The organism is Aureibacter tunicatorum, assembly GCF_036492635.1.
GTDB classification, from domain to species: Bacteria; Bacteroidota; Bacteroidia; order Cytophagales; family Cyclobacteriaceae; genus Aureibacter; species Aureibacter tunicatorum.
This window is the reverse complement of sequence record NZ_AP025305.1, coordinates 2,894,519-2,916,042: the sequence shown is the minus strand read 5'-3', so window position 1 is coordinate 2,916,042 and position 21,524 is coordinate 2,894,519. Positions and strand designations below refer to the sequence as shown.

17 protein-coding genes are annotated in these 21,524 nt (G+C 36.6%); 10 read left to right on the top strand and 7 right to left on the bottom strand.

The features are described 5' to 3' along the window. Nucleotides 1-381 precede the first annotated feature (381 nt). From AABK36_RS12410 to AABK36_RS12395, 4 genes are all read right to left on the bottom strand, one after another. Nucleotides 382-1,311, bottom strand: a complete 930-nt coding sequence (locus tag AABK36_RS12410; protein ID WP_309938622.1) for an RluA family pseudouridine synthase — start codon at nucleotides 1,309-1,311, stop codon at nucleotides 382-384. 7 nt (nucleotides 1,312-1,318) lie between these two features. Then, complete coding sequence (locus tag AABK36_RS12405) at nucleotides 1,319-1,933, bottom strand: deoxynucleoside kinase (protein ID WP_309938623.1); 615 nt, start codon at nucleotides 1,931-1,933, stop codon at nucleotides 1,319-1,321. Between the two features lie 14 nt (nucleotides 1,934-1,947). Continuing rightward, entirely contained in the window at nucleotides 1,948-2,571 is a 624-nt protein-coding gene (locus tag AABK36_RS12400; protein WP_309938624.1) for a deoxynucleoside kinase, read from the bottom strand. 139 nt (nucleotides 2,572-2,710) lie between these two features. Continuing rightward, on the bottom strand, nucleotides 2,711-3,040 hold the full coding sequence (locus AABK36_RS12395; protein ID WP_309938625.1) for a tetratricopeptide repeat protein: 330 nt from the start codon (nucleotides 3,038-3,040) through the stop codon (nucleotides 2,711-2,713). 27 nt (nucleotides 3,041-3,067) lie between these two features. Between AABK36_RS12395 and AABK36_RS12390 the strand changes: the two genes are divergently transcribed. From AABK36_RS12390 to AABK36_RS12370, 5 genes are all read left to right on the top strand, one after another. Further along, on the top strand, nucleotides 3,068-3,808 hold the full coding sequence (locus AABK36_RS12390) for an electron transfer flavoprotein subunit beta/FixA family protein (RefSeq protein WP_309938627.1): 741 nt from the start codon (nucleotides 3,068-3,070) through the stop codon (nucleotides 3,806-3,808). Nucleotides 3,809-3,819: 11 nt separating this feature from the next. Further along, complete coding sequence (locus tag AABK36_RS12385) at nucleotides 3,820-4,782, top strand: electron transfer flavoprotein subunit alpha/FixB family protein (RefSeq protein ID WP_309938629.1); 963 nt, start codon at nucleotides 3,820-3,822, stop codon at nucleotides 4,780-4,782. A 7-nt stretch (nucleotides 4,783-4,789) separates the two neighbouring features. After that, nucleotides 4,790-5,416 carry a bifunctional nuclease family protein gene (locus AABK36_RS12380; RefSeq protein ID WP_309938631.1) on the top strand — a complete coding sequence of 209 codons (627 nt, stop codon included), beginning with the start codon at nucleotides 4,790-4,792 and terminating at the stop codon, nucleotides 5,414-5,416. A 29-nt stretch (nucleotides 5,417-5,445) separates the two neighbouring features. Next, complete coding sequence (locus tag AABK36_RS12375; RefSeq protein ID WP_309938632.1) at nucleotides 5,446-6,735, top strand: NupC/NupG family nucleoside CNT transporter; 1,290 nt, start codon at nucleotides 5,446-5,448, stop codon at nucleotides 6,733-6,735. A gap of 90 nt (nucleotides 6,736-6,825) precedes the next feature. After that, nucleotides 6,826-9,318 (top strand): hypothetical protein, encoded by a 2,493-nt coding sequence (locus AABK36_RS12370; protein WP_309938634.1) that lies wholly within the window; start codon nucleotides 6,826-6,828, stop codon nucleotides 9,316-9,318. 38 nt (nucleotides 9,319-9,356) lie between these two features. Here AABK36_RS12370 and AABK36_RS12365 read toward each other — a convergent pair whose 3' ends face one another. Continuing rightward, nucleotides 9,357-14,816 carry a T9SS type B sorting domain-containing protein gene (locus AABK36_RS12365; protein ID WP_309938637.1) on the bottom strand — a complete coding sequence of 1,820 codons (5,460 nt, stop codon included), beginning with the start codon at nucleotides 14,814-14,816 and terminating at the stop codon, nucleotides 9,357-9,359. A gap of 292 nt (nucleotides 14,817-15,108) precedes the next feature. On the opposite strand from AABK36_RS12365, the gene AABK36_RS12360 reads away from it, so the two are divergent. Beyond that, nucleotides 15,109-16,137 (top strand): PorP/SprF family type IX secretion system membrane protein, encoded by a 1,029-nt coding sequence (locus AABK36_RS12360; protein ID WP_309938638.1) that lies wholly within the window; start codon nucleotides 15,109-15,111, stop codon nucleotides 16,135-16,137. Nucleotides 16,138-16,216: 79 nt separating this feature from the next. Then, the gene (locus AABK36_RS12355) at nucleotides 16,217-17,449 is read left to right on the top strand and encodes a M48 family metallopeptidase (RefSeq protein ID WP_309938640.1); all 1,233 of its coding nucleotides are present in this window, start codon (nucleotides 16,217-16,219) and stop codon (nucleotides 17,447-17,449) included. A 74-nt stretch (nucleotides 17,450-17,523) separates the two neighbouring features. Here the strand turns inward: AABK36_RS12355 and AABK36_RS12350 are convergent, their stop codons facing one another. Continuing rightward, nucleotides 17,524-19,074, bottom strand: coding sequence for a DUF4301 family protein (locus AABK36_RS12350; RefSeq protein ID WP_309938641.1), 1,551 nt, complete (start codon nucleotides 19,072-19,074; stop codon nucleotides 17,524-17,526). A 213-nt stretch (nucleotides 19,075-19,287) separates the two neighbouring features. Between AABK36_RS12350 and AABK36_RS12345 the strand changes: the two genes are divergently transcribed. After that, nucleotides 19,288-19,575 (top strand): Dabb family protein, encoded by a 288-nt coding sequence (locus tag AABK36_RS12345; protein WP_309938642.1) that lies wholly within the window; start codon nucleotides 19,288-19,290, stop codon nucleotides 19,573-19,575. Nucleotides 19,576-19,628: 53 nt separating this feature from the next. Here AABK36_RS12345 and AABK36_RS12340 read toward each other — a convergent pair whose 3' ends face one another. Then, nucleotides 19,629-19,955, bottom strand: a complete 327-nt coding sequence (locus AABK36_RS12340; RefSeq protein ID WP_309938644.1) for a HesB/IscA family protein — start codon at nucleotides 19,953-19,955, stop codon at nucleotides 19,629-19,631. A gap of 133 nt (nucleotides 19,956-20,088) precedes the next feature. Here AABK36_RS12340 and thiL point away from each other — a divergent pair, with 133 nt between their 5' ends. Next, entirely contained in the window at nucleotides 20,089-21,129 is a 1,041-nt protein-coding gene (gene thiL, locus AABK36_RS12335) for a thiamine-phosphate kinase (RefSeq protein ID WP_309938646.1), read from the top strand. A gap of 2 nt (nucleotides 21,130-21,131) precedes the next feature. Continuing rightward, nucleotides 21,132-21,506 (top strand): DUF423 domain-containing protein, encoded by a 375-nt coding sequence (locus AABK36_RS12330; protein ID WP_309938649.1) that lies wholly within the window; start codon nucleotides 21,132-21,134, stop codon nucleotides 21,504-21,506. Nucleotides 21,507-21,524: the final 18 nt, after the last annotated feature.

Here is a 21,524-nt window from a genome sequence, read left to right as displayed (position 1 = left end):
GTAAATTTAGGTTGAGGGTATAAAAAAAGCCTTTCTCTTATTTGATTCAAGAGAAAGGCTTTATAATTTTTTATATAATAATACAAATCCTCCCTCATTATTCAATAATAATGACGTCAATGACATTCACAGTAATGACGATTATATTTTGAGTGAGGAGAGAGATCATTCTATTAATTCTGTTGTTAGAGTAAATAAGGATAGGAAATTTTCCTCTTCCTTGTTTTCCAAATTTGATCTTTTTGAAGTAAAAAACAAAACATAATTTTATTTTTTTTTTATTTATGCAATCATTAATTCTAATAATGAAAATGGATGAGTTTCTCCCATGAGTATCTGCTTTGGGCGGATTGATAAATTGCCAGTGGACGAGGATGCTTGTTATAATTGAAAATCACCCCAATCAGGATCATTTTCATAGGTTAATAAGTTTGAGCTTTCGGGATCGCTGAATTGTAGTATACTGGCATGGAGAAGGTGATGCTTGATAGATTTGGGAGTGTTGCGTTGAGGATAAAGCTTCGATTGATATCTTAAGTCTCCCACAAGAGGATGGTTTATTGACTGCATATGAACACGTATTTGATGAGTTCGGCCAGTTTCCAATGTGCATTTGACCCAAGAAAAGTTATTTGAAGTTTTTAATACTTCATAATGAGTAACTGCTAATTTGCCAAAGCTTTTATCCTTTGACACTTCTATCGATTTTAAATTGTTTGGATTTCTGCCTATGTAATTTCGAATCGTTCCTTTTTTGTTTTTGAATGTACCCCAACACAGAGCGTAGTAAGTTCTTTGAAGGTTTTGCTTGTTCTGGAACTGTTTTGAAAGTCCTTCATATGCTTTTTTTGTCTTGGCAACAACAACTAAGCCTGTTGTGTCTTTGTCTAATCTTTGGACTAATGAATCCTCAAGCAGGTTTTCGAATTGTTTGGTGTTGTTATAATGAAAACTTAAAGCATTTAACAGACTGTTGTCATAATTCCCAAGGCCGGGATGCATAGGCATCCCTGATGGTTTGTTAATGACGATATAGTGATCATTTTCAAAAATGATGTCCAAGGCAAAGTTCATCGGCTTAATGCCATTTTCTTTTTCATATGTTTCAAACAGTTCAATTAAGTCACCTTCTTTAACGACATAATTGCTTTTTGACATTTTAGTATTTACCCTGATTTTGCCCTTTTTGATGTAATCCTGTATCGTTGACCGACTCTTATTTTTTATGGTTATTGACAAGTATTTGTCCAACCTAGTGGGTTTGTTGAGTTTATCAGCAATGATAGACTCATGTAAAAAGAGGTCACTCATTGTTTATTTACACTCTTTGTGAATGAAAAGAATCGATTTTAGTCACTATATTTTCAAAGTCATTAGGATTTTCTTTGAAATCCGTGCTTTGGATGTCAATGACCATCAACCTTTCTTTAGGAACGGTGTTTATCCATTCCGCGTAAAGTGCATTTAAGTTTTCTAGATAAGTGACGGGGATCTCTTGTTCAAATGAGCGGTTTCTCATTTTAATCTGAGAAACTAATTTATCAATATCGGCTTTTAAGTAAATTAGCAAATCAGGGCTATTGATTTGTTCCAACATGAAATTGTATAGTGTCATATAAGTATTGTAATCTCTTTTTGACAAGCATTTGCTGTCGAAGAGATTTTTGGCAAATATATGAACTCCTTCATCAATAGACCGGTCTTGAACCACCCATTCATTGGATTGTTGAATTCTTCTTGTTTGTCTGAATCTGCTGTTAAGAAAATGAAGCTCAAGATGAAAAGCCCACTTTGGCATGTCTGTGTAAAAATCAGACAAATAAGGGTTGTTTTCAACCGATTCGAACTCTGCATTGCAATTAAAATGGTTTGCAAGCAGTTGCGTGAGTGTTGTTTTGCCTGAGCCTATATTTCCTGCTATCGCTATGTGCATAATAAAATTGGATTCTATATCGTTGCAAAAAGTCCTTTTAGCTTGCTTTCAACTTCAGAGGTCACGTATTCAAAGTCTGAAGTATTATTCTCATAATCCAGGCTGTTGGCGTCAAGCACCAAAACTTTCCCTTCTTTGTAATTTTCTATCCAATTATTATAATGAACATTAAGCGCGGTTAAATAATCTTCTGGTATAGTATTCTCATATGATCGGCCTCTTAATGAAATCTGTTTTTGTAGTTTAGGAATGTCCGCTTTTAGGTAAATCAGAAGATCTGGAGCTTGAATGAATTGGGTCATGCAGTCAAACAAATCCAAATAATTCTTATAATCACGGTTTGTCATATGCCCAATGGCATTAAGGTTTTTAGCGAATATGTGAGCATCCTCGTAAATCGTTCTATCTTGTATGATAGCTTGTTTGCTTTCTCTGATTTTTAGGACTTGTTGGTACCTGCTGTTTAGAAAGTAGACTTGCAAGTGGAATGACCACCTGTCCATGTCATTGTAAAAGTCTTCTAGATATGGATTATGTTCTACATCTTCGAATTTTGGTTCCCAACAGTATTTTTCAGCAAGTTTTTTTGTCAATGTGGTCTTGCCAGACCCGATATTTCCAGCAACAGCGATATGCATTATCTTCGTTATTGTTTTGAGATTTTAAAATTAAGCAGCTTACAAATTTATTATTCTTTGAGCAAGAGTAAAAGTTGTTTTTGATGAATTGTTTTATTGTTAAACAAATACTTGATTTAATGTTAAATACTGATTGGTATTAGAATAAATCGAATTCAATTAAAAAATTATTATAGGCATTTTTCAACTCTCTAAGATGATGTTGTTCATTGTTTTTTTCGCAACGTGAAATGCCTTCCTCGTATATGTTTTTTGCTTTGTCAATTTCATCAAAATCAGCATAAAGAGCCGCCGCATGGAAATAGGTTCCGCAATAATCAGGAAACTCAACGAGGAGTTTGTCAAAATACTTCTTGGCTAAGTTTTTGTCTTTGGATTTATATTCAGTTGCCAGAGCATACAATAAAAAAGGGTCGTTGGGATCATTTTTTAAAAAGTTTTGTAGTTGCTCTATTCTGTCCTTATTCATTTTGGTCGTTTTTTTAACAAAGATAATATGAAAATTTTAGTTTGTATAAGTCATGTGCCTGATACTACTGCAAAGATTTCTTTTACTGATGATGGTAATAGCTTCAATTCGGAAGGTGTGCAATATATAATAGGGCCTTATGATGATTATGCTTTGTCGAAAGCGGTGGATCTTAAAACAGCATCTGGAGGAAGTCTTACAGTATTGACAGTTGGAGATTCATCTACAGAGCCTTCATTGAAGAAAGCGTTAGCAATAGGAGCGGATGATGCGGTTAGGATAAATATAGTGCCAACTAACAGCCAAGAGGTGGCAAAGGAGATAGCGGCTTATGCAAAGGATAAATCTTTTGATTTGATTATGATGGGTAGAGAAACAATTGATTTTAGTTCAGGGATTGTGCACATACTCACCGCTAAATATTTGGATTTGCCTTGCGTGACGCCAATAATGGATTTGGAGGTTAGTGGAGGTGTTGCGAATGTGAAAAAGGAAATGAATAGTGGAACTGCGCAGTTGAAAGTTAAATTGCCTGTTGTTTTGGGTTGTCAAGAACCAATAGCAGAATGGAAAATTCCAAATATGAGGGGGATAATGACCGCTAGAACGAAGCCTATGGAAATTCTTGAACCGAGTTCGCAGACTGCAAAGAATATGGAAATAACATCTTACCATCTGCCAAAACCAAAAGGTAGTGTTAGAATATTTAATGAAGATGAAATTGATGAAGCGGCAAAAGCCATTGTTGATGAATTAGATTTGAATTAAAAGATTAAGGCATGAGTGTATTAGCAATTATAAAAGTAGATGGACATGAAATCCCTTATAGCAGTGATGAAGTGTTGGCGTATAGTGTGGATTTGGGAGAAAAGATTGGGGAAGATGTAAAGGTATTAGTTCTAGGGAATGTCGCTAGGGAAAGTTTGGAGGTGTTGGGAAAAGGCAGTGTCGGGACAGTATATCATTGCCCCTTTGCAAACTTGAATCTTGAAATATTAAAATCGATATTAGAAAAAATAGGGGACGATGTTTCATTTTACATATTGTCTCAGAATCTTGATAATAATATACTAGGAGGACAAATTTCAGCGCTAAAAGATTCAGCTTTTGTTAGCAATGTTGTAACACTGGCAGAAAGAGAAGGTAATTCTATACAAGTAAGCAAGGCGGTTTATACAGGAAAAGCTTTTGCGGACATTAAAGTTGAAATTAATGGTGCTTCAGTTTTATTGGTGAAGAAGAATGTTGTGAAGCCTAATTTATCTCAGGGTCAAGAAGTTCAGATAGTTGAATTGAATATCGAGGAAGTTGAAGACCTTAATACAGAATTGCTTGGCATTGAGCAAGCTAAAACACAGATGTCTCTGTCTGATGCTGACGCTATAGTCTCGGGAGGTAGAGGTATGGGCGGACCGGAAAATTGGAATGTGCTGGAAGATTTTGCCGCTGAGATTGGAGCCGCAACCGGATGCAGTAAGCCTGTTTCAGACATGAATTGGCGTCCGCATCATGAACATGTAGGGCAAACGGGAGTAAAAGTTAGTCCAAATTTGTATATTGCGGTTGGTATTTCTGGTGCAATTCAGCATATTGCAGGAGTAAACGGTTCTCATAAAATTTTTGTAATTAATACAGATTCTGAAGCTCCATTTTTTAAAGTAGCGGATTATGGGATTGTTGGCGATGCAATGGTTTTTGTGCCAAAGCTTACAGAAGCTATCAGAAAAATTAAAGAAAAATAACATTTAAGTGGATAAGGTTAAACTTGAAATCCTTGGCTTGTCATCAAGCCAATCACAATCAGGGTCATTCGCGCTTGTTTTAGGCGAAGAAGGAGGAAAAAGAAGATTACCGATTATAATCGGCATGTTTGAAGCTCAAGCTATTGCTATAGAAATTGAGAAAATCATTCCTAATAGGCCAATGACTCATGATTTGTTTAAGTCTTTTGCTCATTCTTTTAATTTCATAGTTAAGGAAGTTTATATTCATAACCTTAAGGAAGGAGTGTTCTTCGCGAAAATCATTTGCAATGATGGAGAGAAGAATATGGAAATTGATGCTAGGCCATCTGATGCAATAGCCATTGGAATTAGATTCAATGCACCTATTTTTACCAATGAGTCGATTATGAATGAAGCTTCTATTGAATTGTCTGAACAATCCGATGAAGATGAAGAAATTCAAGGAGAAGCGGAGGAGAATTTGGCAGAACAAACAGCTCCAGAGAAAAAATCAGCGGTAGTAAAAGGCAAGGAAGGTGAATTCCAATCTATCTCTTTGGATAGGCTGAATAAGATGTTGGCGGATTCAATTGAAAAAGAAGACTATGAGAAAGCCGCTAAAATAAGGGATGAAATCAACAAACGGAATTAAATCAACATATTCAAATAATTATAGATGAGATGGAGATAATGCGAGGTTTCCTGGGAATCGCTGTGCTCTTAGGAGTTGCAACGATTTTTTCATTGAACAGGAAAAAGATAGATTGGAAATTAGTGGGGATAGGGATAGCATTACAAGTACTTTTTGGACTTTTAATAACACAGGTTCCTTTTGTGGCGTCAGGTTTTGAGCTTGTTAGCAAAGCTTTTGTGAAGTTTTTGAGCTTTTCAATTGATGGCGCTAAGTTTTTATTTGGCGACTTGGCAACGAATAAGTACGGGGTGATTTTCGCTTTTCAGGTATTGCCTACTATTATATTTTTCTCCACGATATCTGCTGGGTTATATTATTTGGGAGTGTTGCAAAAGCTTGTTTTTGGAATTGCATGGATAATGTCTAAAACGATGAGATTATCAGGCTCCGAGTCATTGTCGGTAGCTGGAAATATCTTTTTAGGGCAAACCGAGGCGCCTTTATTAGTTAAGCCATTTATTTCAAGAATGACATATTCTGAATTAATGTGTTTGATGACTGGGGGAATGGCAACTATTGCAGGTGGTGTATTGGCTGCTTATGTTACTTTTCTTGGAGGTGATAGCGAGGCTGAAAAAGCCAAGTTCGCGGCTTATTTGTTGAGTGCTTCAATCATGAATGCGCCTGCGGCCGTAGTCATGTCGAAAATATTAATACCGCAAACTGAGCCTGAAAAGGTGGATAAAAAGTTGAAAGTGAACAGCGATCAATTGGGAGTTAATCTTATAGATTCTTTGTCAAGAGGAGCTTCGGACGGGTTGCAGCTAGCTTTGAATGTTGGTGGTATGCTGTTGGCATTTATAGCTGTGATTTATGCTGTGAATTATCTTTTATCAGGAGTTATTGGAGAGTTGACAGGTATTAATGAATGGGTAGTTGCAAGTACTAATGGCGCATTTAGCGGTTTTTCTTTGGAATATATTCTGGGGCAATTCTTCAGGATTTTTGCTTGGGCAATGGGAGTGGAATGGTCAGAATCGCTTCAGATCGGTTCGTTGTTTGGTCAAAAGACAGTCATTAATGAATTTGTGGCTTACAAAGACTTGTCAAGAATGATAGCTGAAGAAGCATTAAGCAAGAAGTCAATTATTATTGCTACTTACGGTTTGTGTGGTTTCTCAAACTTTTCGTCTATAGCAATTCAGATTGGAGGAATAGGAAGTCTCGCGCCTTCTCAGCAAGCGAATTTGTCAAGGTTGGGTATGAAAGCATTGTTGGGAGCTACACTGGCATGTATGATGACAGCTACAGTTGCTGGTGTTATTGTTGGTTCTTAGCAATTAAAAAGTAATATACAAGAATGAGGCTTATCGGTTCCGATAGGCCTTTTTTATTTTTAGCGCCTTGAGTTTCAAACCAAGGAATACTTGGGAAGTTTAGTCTCTGTAGTATGGATCCTATTTGATATGAAAGAGATTGCCGTTGCGAAAGTGAGCAGTGCGAAAAATAGTATGCCCAAGAGAAGTGGAGGTATTTCTATGGCTCCAATTCAAGGCTTTTTCCCATCCAAGGAAAAAGAAGATATGCATGTTGAGTATATAGGCGATAAGTTGGAGATTCAGATGAGTGATCTTCAACCTGTTGTCGTGGGAGGGATAGAATACATGGTGATTGATAATTTAAGAGGCGAAGTGCAACAAGATGCCGCCAATTATATTTTTTCGAATGACATGTCCTTGGCTGTATTGGACGTGACTGGTAAATTAAGGCCCAAACAGTTTTTCGCTCATCCTGAAATTATACTCAAAACAAATAAAGTATTGAGCAGGCAAAGGTCATGTCTTAAATTATTGCCAACGGGAAATACTTTGGTGGCTAATGCTATTAAATTATTGGAGGTGGAGGCAATCCCAAATGAAGAAGGCGGTGTTAGCGAGAAGACAAAAAGGCAAAATATATTTGTGAATATGCCCTTTAGAGGTGCTAGTTCTGATCCAACGAGATATATGTTCGGGTACAGTAGTCAAGTAGAACACAAGACGCCTCTTGGGATAAGGTTTCATGGGGATATAGGACAGCCTGTTCTTGTTGATGATGATAATAAGGCTAATTTGGCCGGAGTGGAAGGTGATGTGATGGGAATTCGAGGGCTGACTAAGTTGTTTTTGAATAGTGATTCATCAACACTATCTGATGAACAAATTAGAGATCAGCTAAAAGCGGATATGAGCTTTGAGGAGAATAATGACCTTGAACGAGCGTATTCGGATTTATATCAGAATAATAGAAGCAGCATGGATGCTGTTGAAAGAAGGCTTGGTGTTAACCAATACGCTCAACCTCGTGTAGGGGATTCTATCGTTACCTTTTTGAAGTCTACGAATAAAGAGGACTTGGCGATGTTTGAGCAAGGGAATTACCACGGAGGTGTAATGGCGGAGAGTTTAGATGGACAAGATTATGTGACTATCGAACTGAGAAGGCGTATGGATCTGGAGGTAGACCAGAAAAGACATTACTTTAGGCGAATGGGACTAGATGTCGATCGAATGAGCAATTTGGACATCAATCATAATGCGGGGGCAATCGCGGCGGGAATGGAAGAGGTTGAGGACTTGTATTTTGAGTATTTGGAAGCTAAGACTCTTAATGTTCAGCCGCATCAGACGGGCTATTATAAAATGTATGGCCGATCTGTCGGACAAACTTATCATGAAAGTAAAGTAGGGCCTTATTTTGATGTGCCAGTACCCATGACTGTTGTGCTTTCAAGCCCTGAAAGAGATTATGAAATGGATGCGCCACTGCCTGATTATTCTAAAGATGCTTCTCATTCATTTTGGAAACATCCAGACTTTAAACGAAAAGATATAAAGCGCAATGAGGATGCTCGCTTAGAGGCAAGGATTAAGTTTGAAGATGATAGTTTTATAGGTCTGATTAGTGTTAAAAGCTTCAAAGCTCTGTTTAAAGGCAAGTCGACGAGAGTGGCAGAACATGGTTCTTTACAGCCTATCAGGCAGTTAATCAATTCATATCAGAAGATGTCGATGTCCAAAGACTTATCAGTGTTAAGGGATAAAGCGGCTACATTGATTAGTATGCAAAAAGCGATTTATCGCTGGCACAGTGAGCATCCCTATTTTGTCGGAAGTAGCTTTGACTATGAAGAGTATTATGCAATTATGCCTCCTTTATTTGCATATCTAGATCTTGTAAACATGGAGTTGGATATGGTGACCGGTGAATTGAATGGGGAGGCTTTTGCTGGTTTAGGTCTAGGTGATGAATCAGTTAGAATTTGGGAAAGGTTGAAAAATACTAGTTTGTTTAAGAGCGATTTGAAAGGGCGAGTTAGAGATCGCTTGAGAACTTATTTTTTCCAGTTGTTAAACTTTGATTTTGGTAGAAGTTTATTGACTGATGTTTTCCTAAAAGCAGGGAAAAAAGTGACATTGTTAGAAAGAAAAGATAAGAGTGGAGAGAGAGGGTATTTTGAGGTTATTGCTTCTTCAAAAAGTAAGTCGAAAGCGGGAGCGAAAGGTGCTGGAGCAGGAAGTGATGTGAAAATTATTGTACCAAGCGAAGCTTATTTGTCAGAATCTGCGTATTGGGGTGAAGGTGATTTTGATATTGATTCAGATATGACATTTAAGGTGAATCTTTTAGAGCCAGGAGTTTTGAGGTTAGCAAAAGCTTTGAATGATGCTTTGTTAATGATGAAAGGCCAATGGTCTGATGGATTTGTCTTAGATTCTGCTCCGATGCGAGGTGGTCTGGGATTGCCAATGGCGACATCTCCAGCTTTGAGATCAAAATATGTTGATGAGGACTTGAATGGTGTTTTGAATTATGGGCTCACAGAGAAAAGTGAAAGAGCCCAAGATTTTGATGGCTGGTTGATAATGTCATATGCATAAAAAAATGGCAACCTGATAAAGATTGCCATTTTAAGCTTTTATTTGAGTAGAATTACAGAGCCCCGCTTTTCGTATAGTTCCGGGTCATTCTCAAAAATGCTTTTGTATTTTATTATAAAGGTGTAAACTCCTTGTTGAACGTCGTCACCATTTTGTGTGGTTCCTTGCCAGCCTCCTTCGTTGAAGTTCAAGTCGGATTTATCGGATTTGAAAGATTGGTAATCATCAGAATAGAAGATTAATTCCCCCCATCTATTGTAGATATAACATTCGAACCCGTCGTCGGAAATATATTTATCATATGCAATACGGAATACTCTATTGTTTAATTGTGATGGAGTAAACGCATTAGGCAATACAAGAGTTGGTCTGCAATTTTGAGATACAGTGAAGTCAATTTTATATTCGCATTTTGTTAATGATTCAACTGTTAAATTATATAACCCGATTTTCTCTTCAGTATCTAGTTCCAATGTGCTTTCGTTTGATTCAAAGTCATTAGACTTGTTTTTCCAATGGTAGTTGGAATAAAGAGAACTAAGAGTATTTAAAGTTTTGAGAGAATCAGGATCGCTATCATATGTGCAAGTAACTACGATCAAATTACCAGATTCTTGAAGCGTGTCTATCACTTGATTGTTTTGATTAACCAAAATCTTTAGTGTTATATCTTCGGTTTCTCTACTTACGGAGAATAACTGCTCGGCCTCACATACTTTATCACCTTCTCCCTTGACAATGACTTTGCCTTCTTCGATCTCAAAAATGTCTGTGATAAATATTGATTCATTATTTGGGTTTGAAGGCAAATCGTCGTCTTTATTTAAATAGAATTCATATATAATATTATCGTCATTTTCAGGTGAAACTAAATCAATTTCAAGCTCAATAGGATTTTCATCAGCTGGAAGACATGCTGGTTTTGCGTTTAGCGCGAATTCAATGAGCGTAGGGTTTTCATAATCCTTAGTGACTGAGTTGGAGCATAGAGTAGTCGTTTCAGTTACTTTGTATGTATATGTGTGTTCTCCTGATTCATCATGGATGAAACTGGATGAAAACCCATCTGGAGAATTTGAATTATTGACAAACCATTCTTCTCTGAAGCTTTGTCCATTGCTATTTATTGTTCCATTGAGAGTGATAAAGCCATCATTACAGAAATCATCTGTAATGTCAAAATCAATATCAGGGGTATTATATGTCGTGGAGCTAGCTATGATTTCTGATGGACATTTTCCTGTAGAAGGATCGTTTGGTGTTGCTACTAATCGATACTCTCCATTTCCACTTTGCGGATTATATGGATTGTCATTGCTGCTGTTTCCATTTATGTCATACCAAGTGTATTTGTTTTCAGGGGAATGATTTTCGATGATAAATTGAGAGTCGTCGTCATTGGAGCATTTGACAAGTTCAGTTGTGTTTAAATTGATTTCAATGCTGTCTTTGGCTAGAACATTTGCTTTTACAGATTTTTGGCAGCCTGAATTATCTATAAAGGAGATATTGTATTCACCTGATAAATTTTGATTTGTTACATTAAATGGGTGCGATGAACCAACGTTAATGCTAACATTTCCATTGTCAATTTCCTCGCCTGATGGAGAGTTTATCGTATAGGTTCCTTGGAAGTCCGAAGAAGTATTGGAGCTTTCGACTTCGATCTCAAGATCTCCATTACATTGAATCTGAGAGTCGTTAGATGTGAAGTCATAATTTGCATCATCATCGACAGTTATGTTGTTGATTTCCTGAGTACAGCCATTATTGATATTTGTGATAATGACATTGTAAATTCCTGAAGCTAGGTCAGTTCTTACATTTGAGTTGATATTAGTGTCATCTTCCCAAGCATAATCAAAAGTGCTATTCCCATTTAATGTTATCGTTCCATCGCTATCTCCACATTGTGTGTTTGTTGTGCTGGCTGTTAATTGTGGATTAGCATTTATTATAATCAAGGCACTGTCTGTAGTCACGCACCCTTCTGGATTATCCGGGTCAATAACTTCAACCTTATAGTAATATTCTCCAGGTATAGAAGCATTTATTTGTATTGAAGAGTTGGTTTCTGTGTTTTGTGGAATGTTATTGATGAACCATCTATGTCCATACCTTTCGGATAATGATGTGCTGAGCGTGTGATCTTCCTCATCTTGGCAGATAGATAAATCTGATAGCTCAAGGTTAGGTCGATAATCCAATACAGTAACAGTATCAGAGCTTTTACAGTCATGTTCGTTGCTCACTTCAAGAATATAAACTTTGTCTTCAGGCGTTACCGAAATAGTGTTCCCGTTTAATACATCACCTGATTCAAAGTCAGTCCATGTAATGTCCAAAGCTGATAGTTCGTTATCTGTTTTATTGTCAAAAGCTTGAATTTCAATATCGTTGCAAATACCATAGTTTCCAACTGTAGGTTCGTCTGGGTTTTCGAAAATTTCTATGTTTTGGAATAGAGTGGTATCCATTCCGCATTTATTCGTTATTCTAACTTGCACAATGTACTCGCTAGGTGATTGGTAAATTTGTGAAGTGTCAGTAAGTTGCATGCCTTGAGCGGAAAGTCCATTGCCAAAATTCCAGTTAAATACATCGAAAGTTGTTTTGCCTGAAGCAGACATTTCAGTTTCGATTCCAAGACAGTTTCCATCCACAGTCAAACTAGGTTCTTGAGAGGAATTCGACGGAGGAGGGGTTGTGTAAGAAGGCAAGCCAAGTGTGGATGTGTTGCCTCCCAAGTCTAATCCATTTTCGTTAAAATTCGAGCTTTGACCTTTTTCAGAGTTTGGTTGAATACTGCCTAAGCTTTGGCTGCCGTTTATGGCCACATAAATTTGATTGTTGGGAGCGGTAGAAATATGACCTGCTTCACCAGAGATGTTAGCTACAGTGGAAACATTTGAAGGATCAAGAATTTCTTCCAGATAGTCAGGGTTTGGAGTTGGTTGACCATCAATGTCTATGCTGCTGTAATCAATATAAGCTTCTTTTAATACAGACCTACTTTCTCCTTTAAGTGTGACGAATACTTTTCGATTATCAGGTGAAAATTCTAATCCATATGCTTGGAGATCGTCTTCTCCCAAAGGAATTTGAGCATAGTTGGACATTTGACCTGTTTCTTGGTCGAAATCAAATAGCTCAATGAAGTTCCCTTCATTAGTTGAATATGCCACGGCAATTTTTGACCCATCTCCGCTAAACTCTATTTCTCCAATAGCTGCGTTATTATTAGAAACATCATATATAGCTCCTATATGGTTGTATACAGGGTTGCCAATTCCCATAGTGTCTATTGGGTAAGCTCTGAATGTGTTTGATGAATAATCATGAGTAACCATCCATCCAGGTGAGTTGCCACCTCCGGTGACTGCGATGCGTTCAGCGTTTTTAGTGAAAAGAAGTTGATCTTTTTCTTCTGTTAAAATTTCTATGGGAGTGCTGTTTTCCACTCCAGTTACATTCACAACTGTAACTTTCAAGTCGAAATGATCCTTGCTCTCGACACTCTCTGTTGTGAATACATAATATTTGTTGGACTCTTGATAAGCCATCATTACTTTGACAGCTTGACTTGAATTGAATTGTCCACCTATGTTATTATCAATTTCTTCATGCGTGTTATCATTTCCATCCCTTATTTGGTCCCCCCAAATATTTTCGCCATCTGTGTAAAAAATAACATCTCCTTTCTCGTTATAAACAGTTTCTGCGCCAGAAGGGCTGTTGATTAGGCTATTGTCCAATGGCCTCGGAGAGTCGTTTGGCGGATTGTCAAAATCGATTCCAGCAGAATTTCCAAAGTACCACTTTCCAATCGTCGGTTGTTCTTCAGGCAATTCTTCTTCAAAAACTTGGACATTTACTTCAAAGTTCGCTGTGCAACCATTTTGAGCGGCAGTTAACCAATATCTGCCGGATGTTGATACTTCGATATTTTGAGTCGTTTCTTCCGTAGACCATCTGTAAGCTTCTGCATTCGTTCCTTCCAATGTGAATGGGATTTGAGATTTACAGATTGTAGTGTCAGTTTTCCCGTCAAGATTTGTTATTAGACTGTCAGGAACTAAAGGGTTTTCGATTAAAGATATGTTTTCATTGAATACATGTTCTTGACCATTGATAGTAGCGATAAGGGTAACACTGGCTGACGCTTGTTCGAAGGAGATTGAAGGGATCGCGGCATCATAAGCTTCTCCATTGATCAACCAAGTATATTCATTAGCAATGATCGTTTCTCCATTTTTCTCAAGTTGAGGAACTAGTTTTACTTGCTCATTGGTGCATTTGCCGATTTGGGTTAAGTTGAAGGTAATATCTTCTTGTTCTTGTTCAGGCAAGAAAGAAGGAAATTGTTTCGCTCCAATATTTTCATCTTGATATTTTGCTGTGTTAAATTCAAATGGTAGACTTTCTTCAGATTCATCAACATCTGGAGTCATTGGGTTGTCGGCAATAATGACTTCAGGTTGTATGACAGCTAAACTTATATTGCTTTGTCCTTCTCGGGAGTGTAAAAAATAAACTTTTCCATTAGACGCTTTTTGCAATCCAAAGCCTTCGCCGATTTCATAATCAAAAGGCTTGATAGATCGAATTGGAGCATTCGGTTGGTTCAAATTATATTCATAGATGTCATTGGATGAAGAAATATAGACAATGCTATCGTTTATCATTTCCGCATCATAAGTACCTGTCGCACCTCCAGTATTAGGGATGAGATCAATTTCGTGAGCTTCAATAGAGTTGGATTGAGGATTGAAACTAAGAATACGAGTCGACTGATTTGAGCCTTTAGGTGAGCTTAATATTATGATTTCATTGTCTGTGGAGTAAGTAGAAATGTTCTGGATTGAGTTGCTGGCAAGTGGATAAGAACTAATTTCTGTTAGAGATGAGTTGTCGCCAATTTCAAAAATTTTGATCTCAGATCCAGTTTGAGTCAATAAATATTGATTGTTTTCTGATGAGAAAGTGTGCATGCCTTCACTAGTATTGTTTATCGCATTTTGAGTTCTGTTGATTACTCTACCGAATGGCAAATTGTTAGTTCCTCCTCCAGGATCACTCATGTCTATCGTGTAAATGTCAACATTTCCATAATTGACATATAAATAGTAGTGGTTAGGGTTGTTAGGCGATTTTGCTATAGCAACTCTTTGATTATAACCGCTAGAATTATTTATTGAAATTCCTTCCATGGGCAGATGGTTCCTATTGTAGATTGTTTCTCCATCTGAATAAAATAACAATTCATCGCTCAAGGGAGAGAAGGCTACTGCAGTATTCCCATTTTCATTCAAGTTATTTGGTGAAATGTGAAGTGAATCGGTGTATTCATCGCCTAATTGGCCAACAATCAGCCTGTGCTCTGACAAGTACCACTCATTGTTGTTGACAACAGAGTTTTGTTGCGCATGCAAAGGAGGAAAAATGAATAAAAACAATACTAACTTTAATGCAAAATGAATATAGCCGACATTATTCATATATGTGTAAGTTTTAAGGGTTTCTTAATTAAAGTGTCATCAAAAATGTACTGAAAGTCATTTTATATTTTATCAAATATAATTTTTTTCAGGAATTTCGGGAGAGTAATTCATATAATTATTGAGAATTGTCATATATTTTTGCTTACTTGAGGCTTAGGGAAGGGTAAAAAACCATATTTTATGAAGTTGAAGAATAATTTAGTTTACCCTTTAATATTATTTAAACTTTATAATGAACTATTGGTTTTTTTGTATGTGAAGATTTGTTTTCTATAGAATGAATAAATTTATGATATTAAGGAAAGTATTTTTATTTTTTTTCGTTGTAATATTCGTTGTTTTCGGCTCGGTGAATGATGCGAGAGCTCAAGATCCTCAGTTCTCTCAATTTTTTTCAGCACCGCTTTATTTAAATCCGGGTTTCACAGGAGCTACTCAGTTGACAAGATTTGGAGCGAATTATAGAAATCAGTGGCCTTCTTTGGAAGCAAACTTTACAACTTATTCGGCTTTTGCAGATCATTATTTTGAGGATTATAACAGTGGTGTTGGGATTATATTCTTAGGGGATAGGGTAAGCAATTATGGGATCGGATTGAATAGTATTCATTTGACTTATGCATACCAATTGGCAATTTCAGATAAAGTAACATTCAGGCCCGGCATAAAAGTAGGTTATGTTGGACAATCAGCTAATTATTCAAAATTAGTATTTGGAACAGGAATAGATCCAGATACTGGTCTGCCAAATCCAGATGGAAATCCCAATATAGATGGCCAAGCGAAGAATTATTTTGATTTAGGGTTTGGAGGAGTTTTATATACGGGTGAGTTCTGGTTAGGAGTTTCAGCGGATCATTTAACCCAACCTGACCAGTCTTTATCAGGTTTGGATCAGGAAATTTTACCGATTAAGTTTGCCGCTACAGCAGGTTATAAATTTGTATTGTCAAAGAGGCGAAGAAATGTGATAAGAGAATATTCTTTTACACCTACTATTTTGTACAAAAAACAAGGCGAGTTTGACCAAATGGATTTGGGAATGTATTTGACAGTTGAACCGATTGTATTGGGTATGTGGTATAGAGGGGTTCCTTTTAAAGCTGTTGAAGGAAAAAGCAATCACGAGTCATTGGTCTTCTTAATTGGCTATTCAATGAATGATTTTAAAGTAGGTTATAGTTTTGATTACACATTGTCAGAAATAGGGATTCAGTCAGGGGGGGCTCATGAGATATCTATTTCGTATTCATTGTTTACGGGAGATCCTAGAAGACCGCCTAAACATATACGAAACATTCCTTGTCCTCAATTCTAAGAATATTTAATTTGGCAAGAATATTAAATACAAAGCTCCATGAGGAGCTTTTTTAATGCGTTGTAAATTTGAAAAAAGAATGAATACAATTTTAATAGTAATAATATCAATATTGATTTTTCAATTTTTTGTTGACTCTATTTTGGGTTATCTGAATTTGAAAAGTGGATTGAAGCCTTTGCCAAAAGAGTTGGAAGGGATTTATACGTCTTTGGAGCATGATAAAAGCAAAGAGTATCAAAAAGCAACAAACAGGGTCGGGACATTTAAATCAGTATTGGATATCTTGATTATTCTGATATTATTGATCAATGGCTGGTTGGGGGAGTATAGTGATTTTATCATGCATCACTTTTCAAATCAAATTGTCCATGGATTAGTTTTCGTTGGGTCGCTTTATATATTATCAGATATATTAAGCTTGCCTTTTAGTTATTATTCAACTTTCAATATTGAAGAGAGATTTGGATTCAATAAATCAACACCTAAGCTGTTTTTTATTGATAAACTTAAGAGCTATTTAATGGCGATTGTAGTAGGCGGGATTGTTTTGGGTGTGTTGCTTTTTTTAATTGAATGGTTTGGCTCAAGCTTTTGGTGGAAGTTTTGGATTTTTATAACTGTTTTTTCAATTGTTATCAATTTACTATATACAAAGCTATTTGTGCCTTTCTTCAATAAGCTTACTCCGCTTCAAGAGGGAGAGCTTAAAAATGCGATTAGTGATTATTCCAAAAAGGTGGATTTTCCTCTTTCGGGAGTCTTTGTTATAGACGGATCAAAACGTTCATCTAAAGCGAATGCCTATTTTACAGGAATGGGAAAAGTGAAAAAGATAGTTTTGTTTGATACTTTGATCGAAAAACTTAGCAATGAAGAGCTTGTAGCCGTATTGGCGCATGAGGTAGGTCATTATAAGAAAAAGCATATTGTCAAAGGCTTGGTAATGTCTATCATTCAGACAGGTGCGATTTTGTTTGTATTGTCATTTTTTATTCAGAATATTCAGTTGTCTGTTGCTTTAGGCAGTCAATTGACAACTCCCACTTTGATTTTAAATTTGATAGCTTTTATGTTGTTGATTGGACCTATTTCTGAGCTTTTAGGTCTATTATTTAATGTAATTAGTAGAAAAAATGAGTTTGAAGCTGATGAATATGCAAAGCAGACTTTTGGAGGTAAATATCTTGTTAGTGCTTTGAAAAAGTTGACCGTAACTAATTTGTCTAATTTGACACCGCATCCTTGGTTTGTTTTTGTGAATTATTCTCACCCACCTGTTTACGAAAGAATAAAAGAGTTGGAAAAATAGAATTAAAAAAAGAGGTAACTGTTAAGGAACCTCTTTTGATTTAATTTATTTGATTATTGATTAATTTATATTGTTTAAGCAAATTCAACCATTGTATTTTTTTTTTGGTTAATTTGATGTTGATCTCTTAACAAGTAGTTGACTGTCTTAACTGGGTTGAATGTTATTAATGGCACTTCAACGAATATGGTATTCCAGTCAGACATAGCCCCATTCCATAAGCCAGGGAGTTCTTGAGCAATGATTTCACGACCGTTTCTTGATTTTTTTGTAATAAAACCAGCGTTATGGTCAATGTGATTTAATAAGTCGTACTTTTCTCCTTTGTAATTTTTAAGGCCGCATGCAATATCTACTGGATTAAAGTGTGTTGACTCACTAAAAATATTTTTCTTGACAGGGTTGTTTAGGTCGATTTGAGCCGATTCCACGATATGTAGTGAAACGGATTCGTCAGCATTAATTGCCCAAAATGGACCGCCTCCAGGTTCTCCTAGGTTTTTCACCATTCCGCAAACTCTTAATGGTCTGTCAAGCTTTTGCTTGAGATAGGCGATTAGCTCTTCTTTATTTTCAGCCTTGTCGTATGGATGGACATAAAGTTGCTCTTCGACAAAAGTATTGATTTCGTCAAGTTCATTGTCCGAGATATTTTCGTTCTCTAGTTTTTTTAGAGCGGAAAATATTTTATTTTGATAATCAACGAGCACCGAGCCTAACACTTTCTTATATGTATAAGTGGTTTCTTTTAAATGATCAGGAACGACATTGTCTATGTTTTTGATGAAAACCAAGTCCGCGTCCGTTTCATTTAAGTTTTCTATCAAAGCGCCATGTCCACCTGGTCTGAATAGAATTTCTCCGCTATCTTCTCTAAAAGGAGTTAGATCTGGTTCTACAGCTATTGTATCTGTGGAAGGCTTTTGATAAGAAAAAGAAATATCTAATTTGATGTTGAATTCCGATTCATAATAAGCTTTGGTCTCATTTAAGTGATTTTCAAAAGCTTCATGATGTTCAGGTGAAATTGTAAAATGCAACTTTACCTTTCTGTCTCCATTTTGGCAATATTCAATTCCTTCTATGATATGCTCTTCAAATGGAGTTCTGGAATAATCTCCGTATTGGTGGAATTTCAATAATCCCTTAGGTAGATTTCCATAATTTAAACCAGGCTTATCTAATATGAATTTAGCGATGGTCAGATAGTCTTTGTTTTTTAATGCATCGTCGATGGCATAGCCATTTTCGTTTAGCTTGGATTTCAACTCTTCGTAAAACGCGAATTTGTCAATATTGTCGAAGATCTCCAATAATTCAGAATCCAAGTCCTCTACATTAATAATGCCTCTGTTAAGTTCATGAAGCTTTTTGAACATACGGGTAGCTGCGCCGGAAGCAGGGGTGAACTTAACGATTGTTTTCTCTGATACTTTTAAAGGGTATTCGTCCACAAGCTTGTTGACAGCTTCTACAGGCAATTGAATAATGCCATTGTTTGGTGTGGCAGGCTTAACGATATTAAAAAATGGAAACCCTCTCTCAAAGTTGACAAGTTGCCTTTCTATGGCAGCGATTGTCAAACCTTTCTCTTTAATGTCATTTAGGTCTTTCTCTGTGAACACAATAGGTAATTTTATAAATTAATCAATAAATAAAAAATGTCTCTTCTCGTGTGGTTGCTTACCACAAATATTTTACCTTATTTTATAATCCTTGGTTATATTCATAAATAACACATTTTAATTAACGAAATTTTAATTGAATTGTGTCATAAAAGAATGAATAAAAATGCCAAAAGTTGTAAATTTTATATTCACCATTAGATTAACTTTGAAATGATAAAACATGTAGTCATGTGGTGCTTTGGCGGCGACAAAGAGTCGAACGTAAAGCAAGCCGTAGAGCAACTAAATAGCCTGAAGGGCCAGATTTCTGAAATTGAAACACTGGAAACAGGCGTAAATTACAACGAAAGCGATGCTGCTTATGACTTGGTGTTAATTACAACGCACAAATCAAACCAAGATTTAGAGGCTTATCAAGTGCATCCTGCTCACCAAAAAGTCGCGAGCTTTATCAAGACTGTTGTTGAGAAAAGGGTAGTCGTTGATTTTGAATACTAATATTGATAGGATAATAATGAGGTCTCAGTAAGGACCTCATTTATTTGGGAAATTTATATAGAAAAACTTTCTCCGCATCCGCAAGTGCGTGAAGCATTAGGGTTGCTGAAGTGAAAGCCTTTGCCATTCAGACCATCGGTAAAATCTAACGTAGTTCCTAGCAAATAAAGTAGACTCTTTTTGTCAACTATGATTTTTTCACCTTTATCTTCAAACGAATCATCACTGTCTGTGATTTGATCGTCGAAATTCAAGTCGTACATTAAACCTGAGCAACCTCCTCCTTTCACAGACACTCTAATAAAATGCTGGTCGCTGTGCCCTTCTTCACTACGTAATTTTGTTATTTGTTCTTTAGCTTTATCTGTAATGTTTATCATAGAAAATTAATAAGGTCGAGTTTGATTGTTTTCTTGTTAATCTTTACAACGTATACACTTTTACTTTATTAAAAGTTTCGTGATTTTTGTAAAGTTAAACAATTAATGAGTAATAGGAAACTTTATATGCTTTATGCAACAAAATAGAACAGAGTTGGGGGCATTGGGCGAATTTGGTCTGATAGATAAATTAACCGATGGAGTCGAGTTGAATGATAACGGTACTGTGTTGGGAGTAGGAGATGACGCTGCCATACTTAATCCTTCAAAGGGATTGCAGGTGGTTTCAACGGACATGTTGGTTGAAGGAGTTCATTTCGATTTGTCATATGTGCCTTTGCAACATTTGGGATATAAGGCAATCTCGGTGAATGTCTCGGATGTGGCGGCAATGAATTGCGTTCCCAAGCAAGTAACGGTAAGCATTGCCGTTAGCAATAGATTTTCATTGGAGGCAATGGAAGCTTTGTATAGTGGAGTCAAGGCGGCTTGTCAAAATTTTAAGGTTGATTTGGTCGGAGGAGACACAACATCCTCGAGAAGCGGTTTGGTGATTTCTGTGACTGTATTGGGCGAGTCTTCAAATAATCAAGAGCCGGTGAGAAGAAGCGGAGCTAAGGAAGGTGATATATTGTGCGCAACAGGTGATTTAGGGGGAGCGTTTGTCGGCCTTCAAGTTTTGGAAAGGCAAAAGGTGGAGTATTTGGCTAACCCTGAGATGCAACCTGATATTGAAAAATACGCTTATGTTGTTCAAAGACAACTAAAGCCCGAGGCTAGGATGGATATAATTCACGAATTGTCTGAGCTTGAAATAAAACCGACATCAATGATAGATGTTTCTGACGGATTGGCTTCCGAGGTTTTTCATTTAAGCAAACATTCGGGCATTGGCTTTAATATCTATGAGGATAAAGTGCCTATTGATAGGGAAACATATAATACAGCTGTGGAATTTAATCTTGATCCAATCACCTGTGCTTTAAATGGAGGAGAGGATTATGAGTTGTTATTTACAATTGATCAAGAGGATTACAAGAAGTTGGAAAAGCATTATGATATTCATTTTATCGGATATGCCCAAGAATTAAGCAAGGGAATAAATTTAATTACTAAACAACAAAATGTCGTGCCGATCCAAGCACAGGGATGGAACCATTTTAACGAAAAATAATTATGCAAAAACTAGTACTGATGTCAGCCTCTGTTTTAGGTGCTTTGGCTGTGATGATTGGAGCTTTTGGAGCACATGCCTTAAAGCCAATGTTAGAGTCTTCAGGTAGATTAGATGTTTTTGAAACAGGAGTTAAGTATCACTTCTTTCATACTTTGTTGTTGATTGCTATTGGCATTTTAATGCCAAAGCTTCAAGGCGGTGCGGCTCAATGGGCTGCTATATTTACAATTTTAGGAATTGTTATCTTCTCCGGGTCTTTATATGCTTTGTGCATAACAGGGATTACAAAGTTGGGAGCGATCACTCCAATAGGCGGACTGATGTTCATATTGGGTTGGCTGATGCTTGGTTTTGCTGTGTATAAAAGCATGTAGGGTTTTTTCCAAAGATTA

Bases quoted from the DNA above. Each gene is read 5' to 3' on its own strand.
- AABK36_RS12410 (WP_309938622.1), bottom strand. From the start codon at position 1,311: ATGAGTGACCTCTTTTTACATGAGTCTATCATTGCTGATAAACTCAAC.
- AABK36_RS12405 (WP_309938623.1), bottom strand. From the start codon at position 1,933: ATGCACATAGCGATAGCAGGAAATATAGGCTCAGGCAAAACAACACTC.
- AABK36_RS12400 (WP_309938624.1), bottom strand. From the start codon at position 2,571: ATGCATATCGCTGTTGCTGGAAATATCGGGTCTGGCAAGACCACATTG.
- AABK36_RS12395 (WP_309938625.1), bottom strand. From the start codon at position 3,040: ATGAATAAGGACAGAATAGAGCAACTACAAAACTTTTTAAAAAATGAT.
- AABK36_RS12390 (WP_309938627.1), top strand. From the start codon at position 3,068: ATGAAAATTTTAGTTTGTATAAGTCATGTGCCTGATACTACTGCAAAG.
- AABK36_RS12385 (WP_309938629.1), top strand. From the start codon at position 3,820: ATGAGTGTATTAGCAATTATAAAAGTAGATGGACATGAAATCCCTTAT.
- AABK36_RS12375 (WP_309938632.1), top strand. From the start codon at position 5,446: ATGGAGATAATGCGAGGTTTCCTGGGAATCGCTGTGCTCTTAGGAGTT.
- AABK36_RS12365 (WP_309938637.1), bottom strand. From the start codon at position 14,816: ATGAATAATGTCGGCTATATTCATTTTGCATTAAAGTTAGTATTGTTT.
- AABK36_RS12360 (WP_309938638.1), top strand. From the start codon at position 15,109: ATGATATTAAGGAAAGTATTTTTATTTTTTTTCGTTGTAATATTCGTT.
- AABK36_RS12355 (WP_309938640.1), top strand. From the start codon at position 16,217: ATGAATACAATTTTAATAGTAATAATATCAATATTGATTTTTCAATTT.
- AABK36_RS12345 (WP_309938642.1), top strand. From the start codon at position 19,288: ATGATAAAACATGTAGTCATGTGGTGCTTTGGCGGCGACAAAGAGTCG.
- AABK36_RS12340 (WP_309938644.1), bottom strand. From the start codon at position 19,955: ATGATAAACATTACAGATAAAGCTAAAGAACAAATAACAAAATTACGT.
- thiL (WP_309938646.1), top strand. From the start codon at position 20,089: ATGCAACAAAATAGAACAGAGTTGGGGGCATTGGGCGAATTTGGTCTG.
- AABK36_RS12330 (WP_309938649.1), top strand. From the start codon at position 21,132: ATGCAAAAACTAGTACTGATGTCAGCCTCTGTTTTAGGTGCTTTGGCT.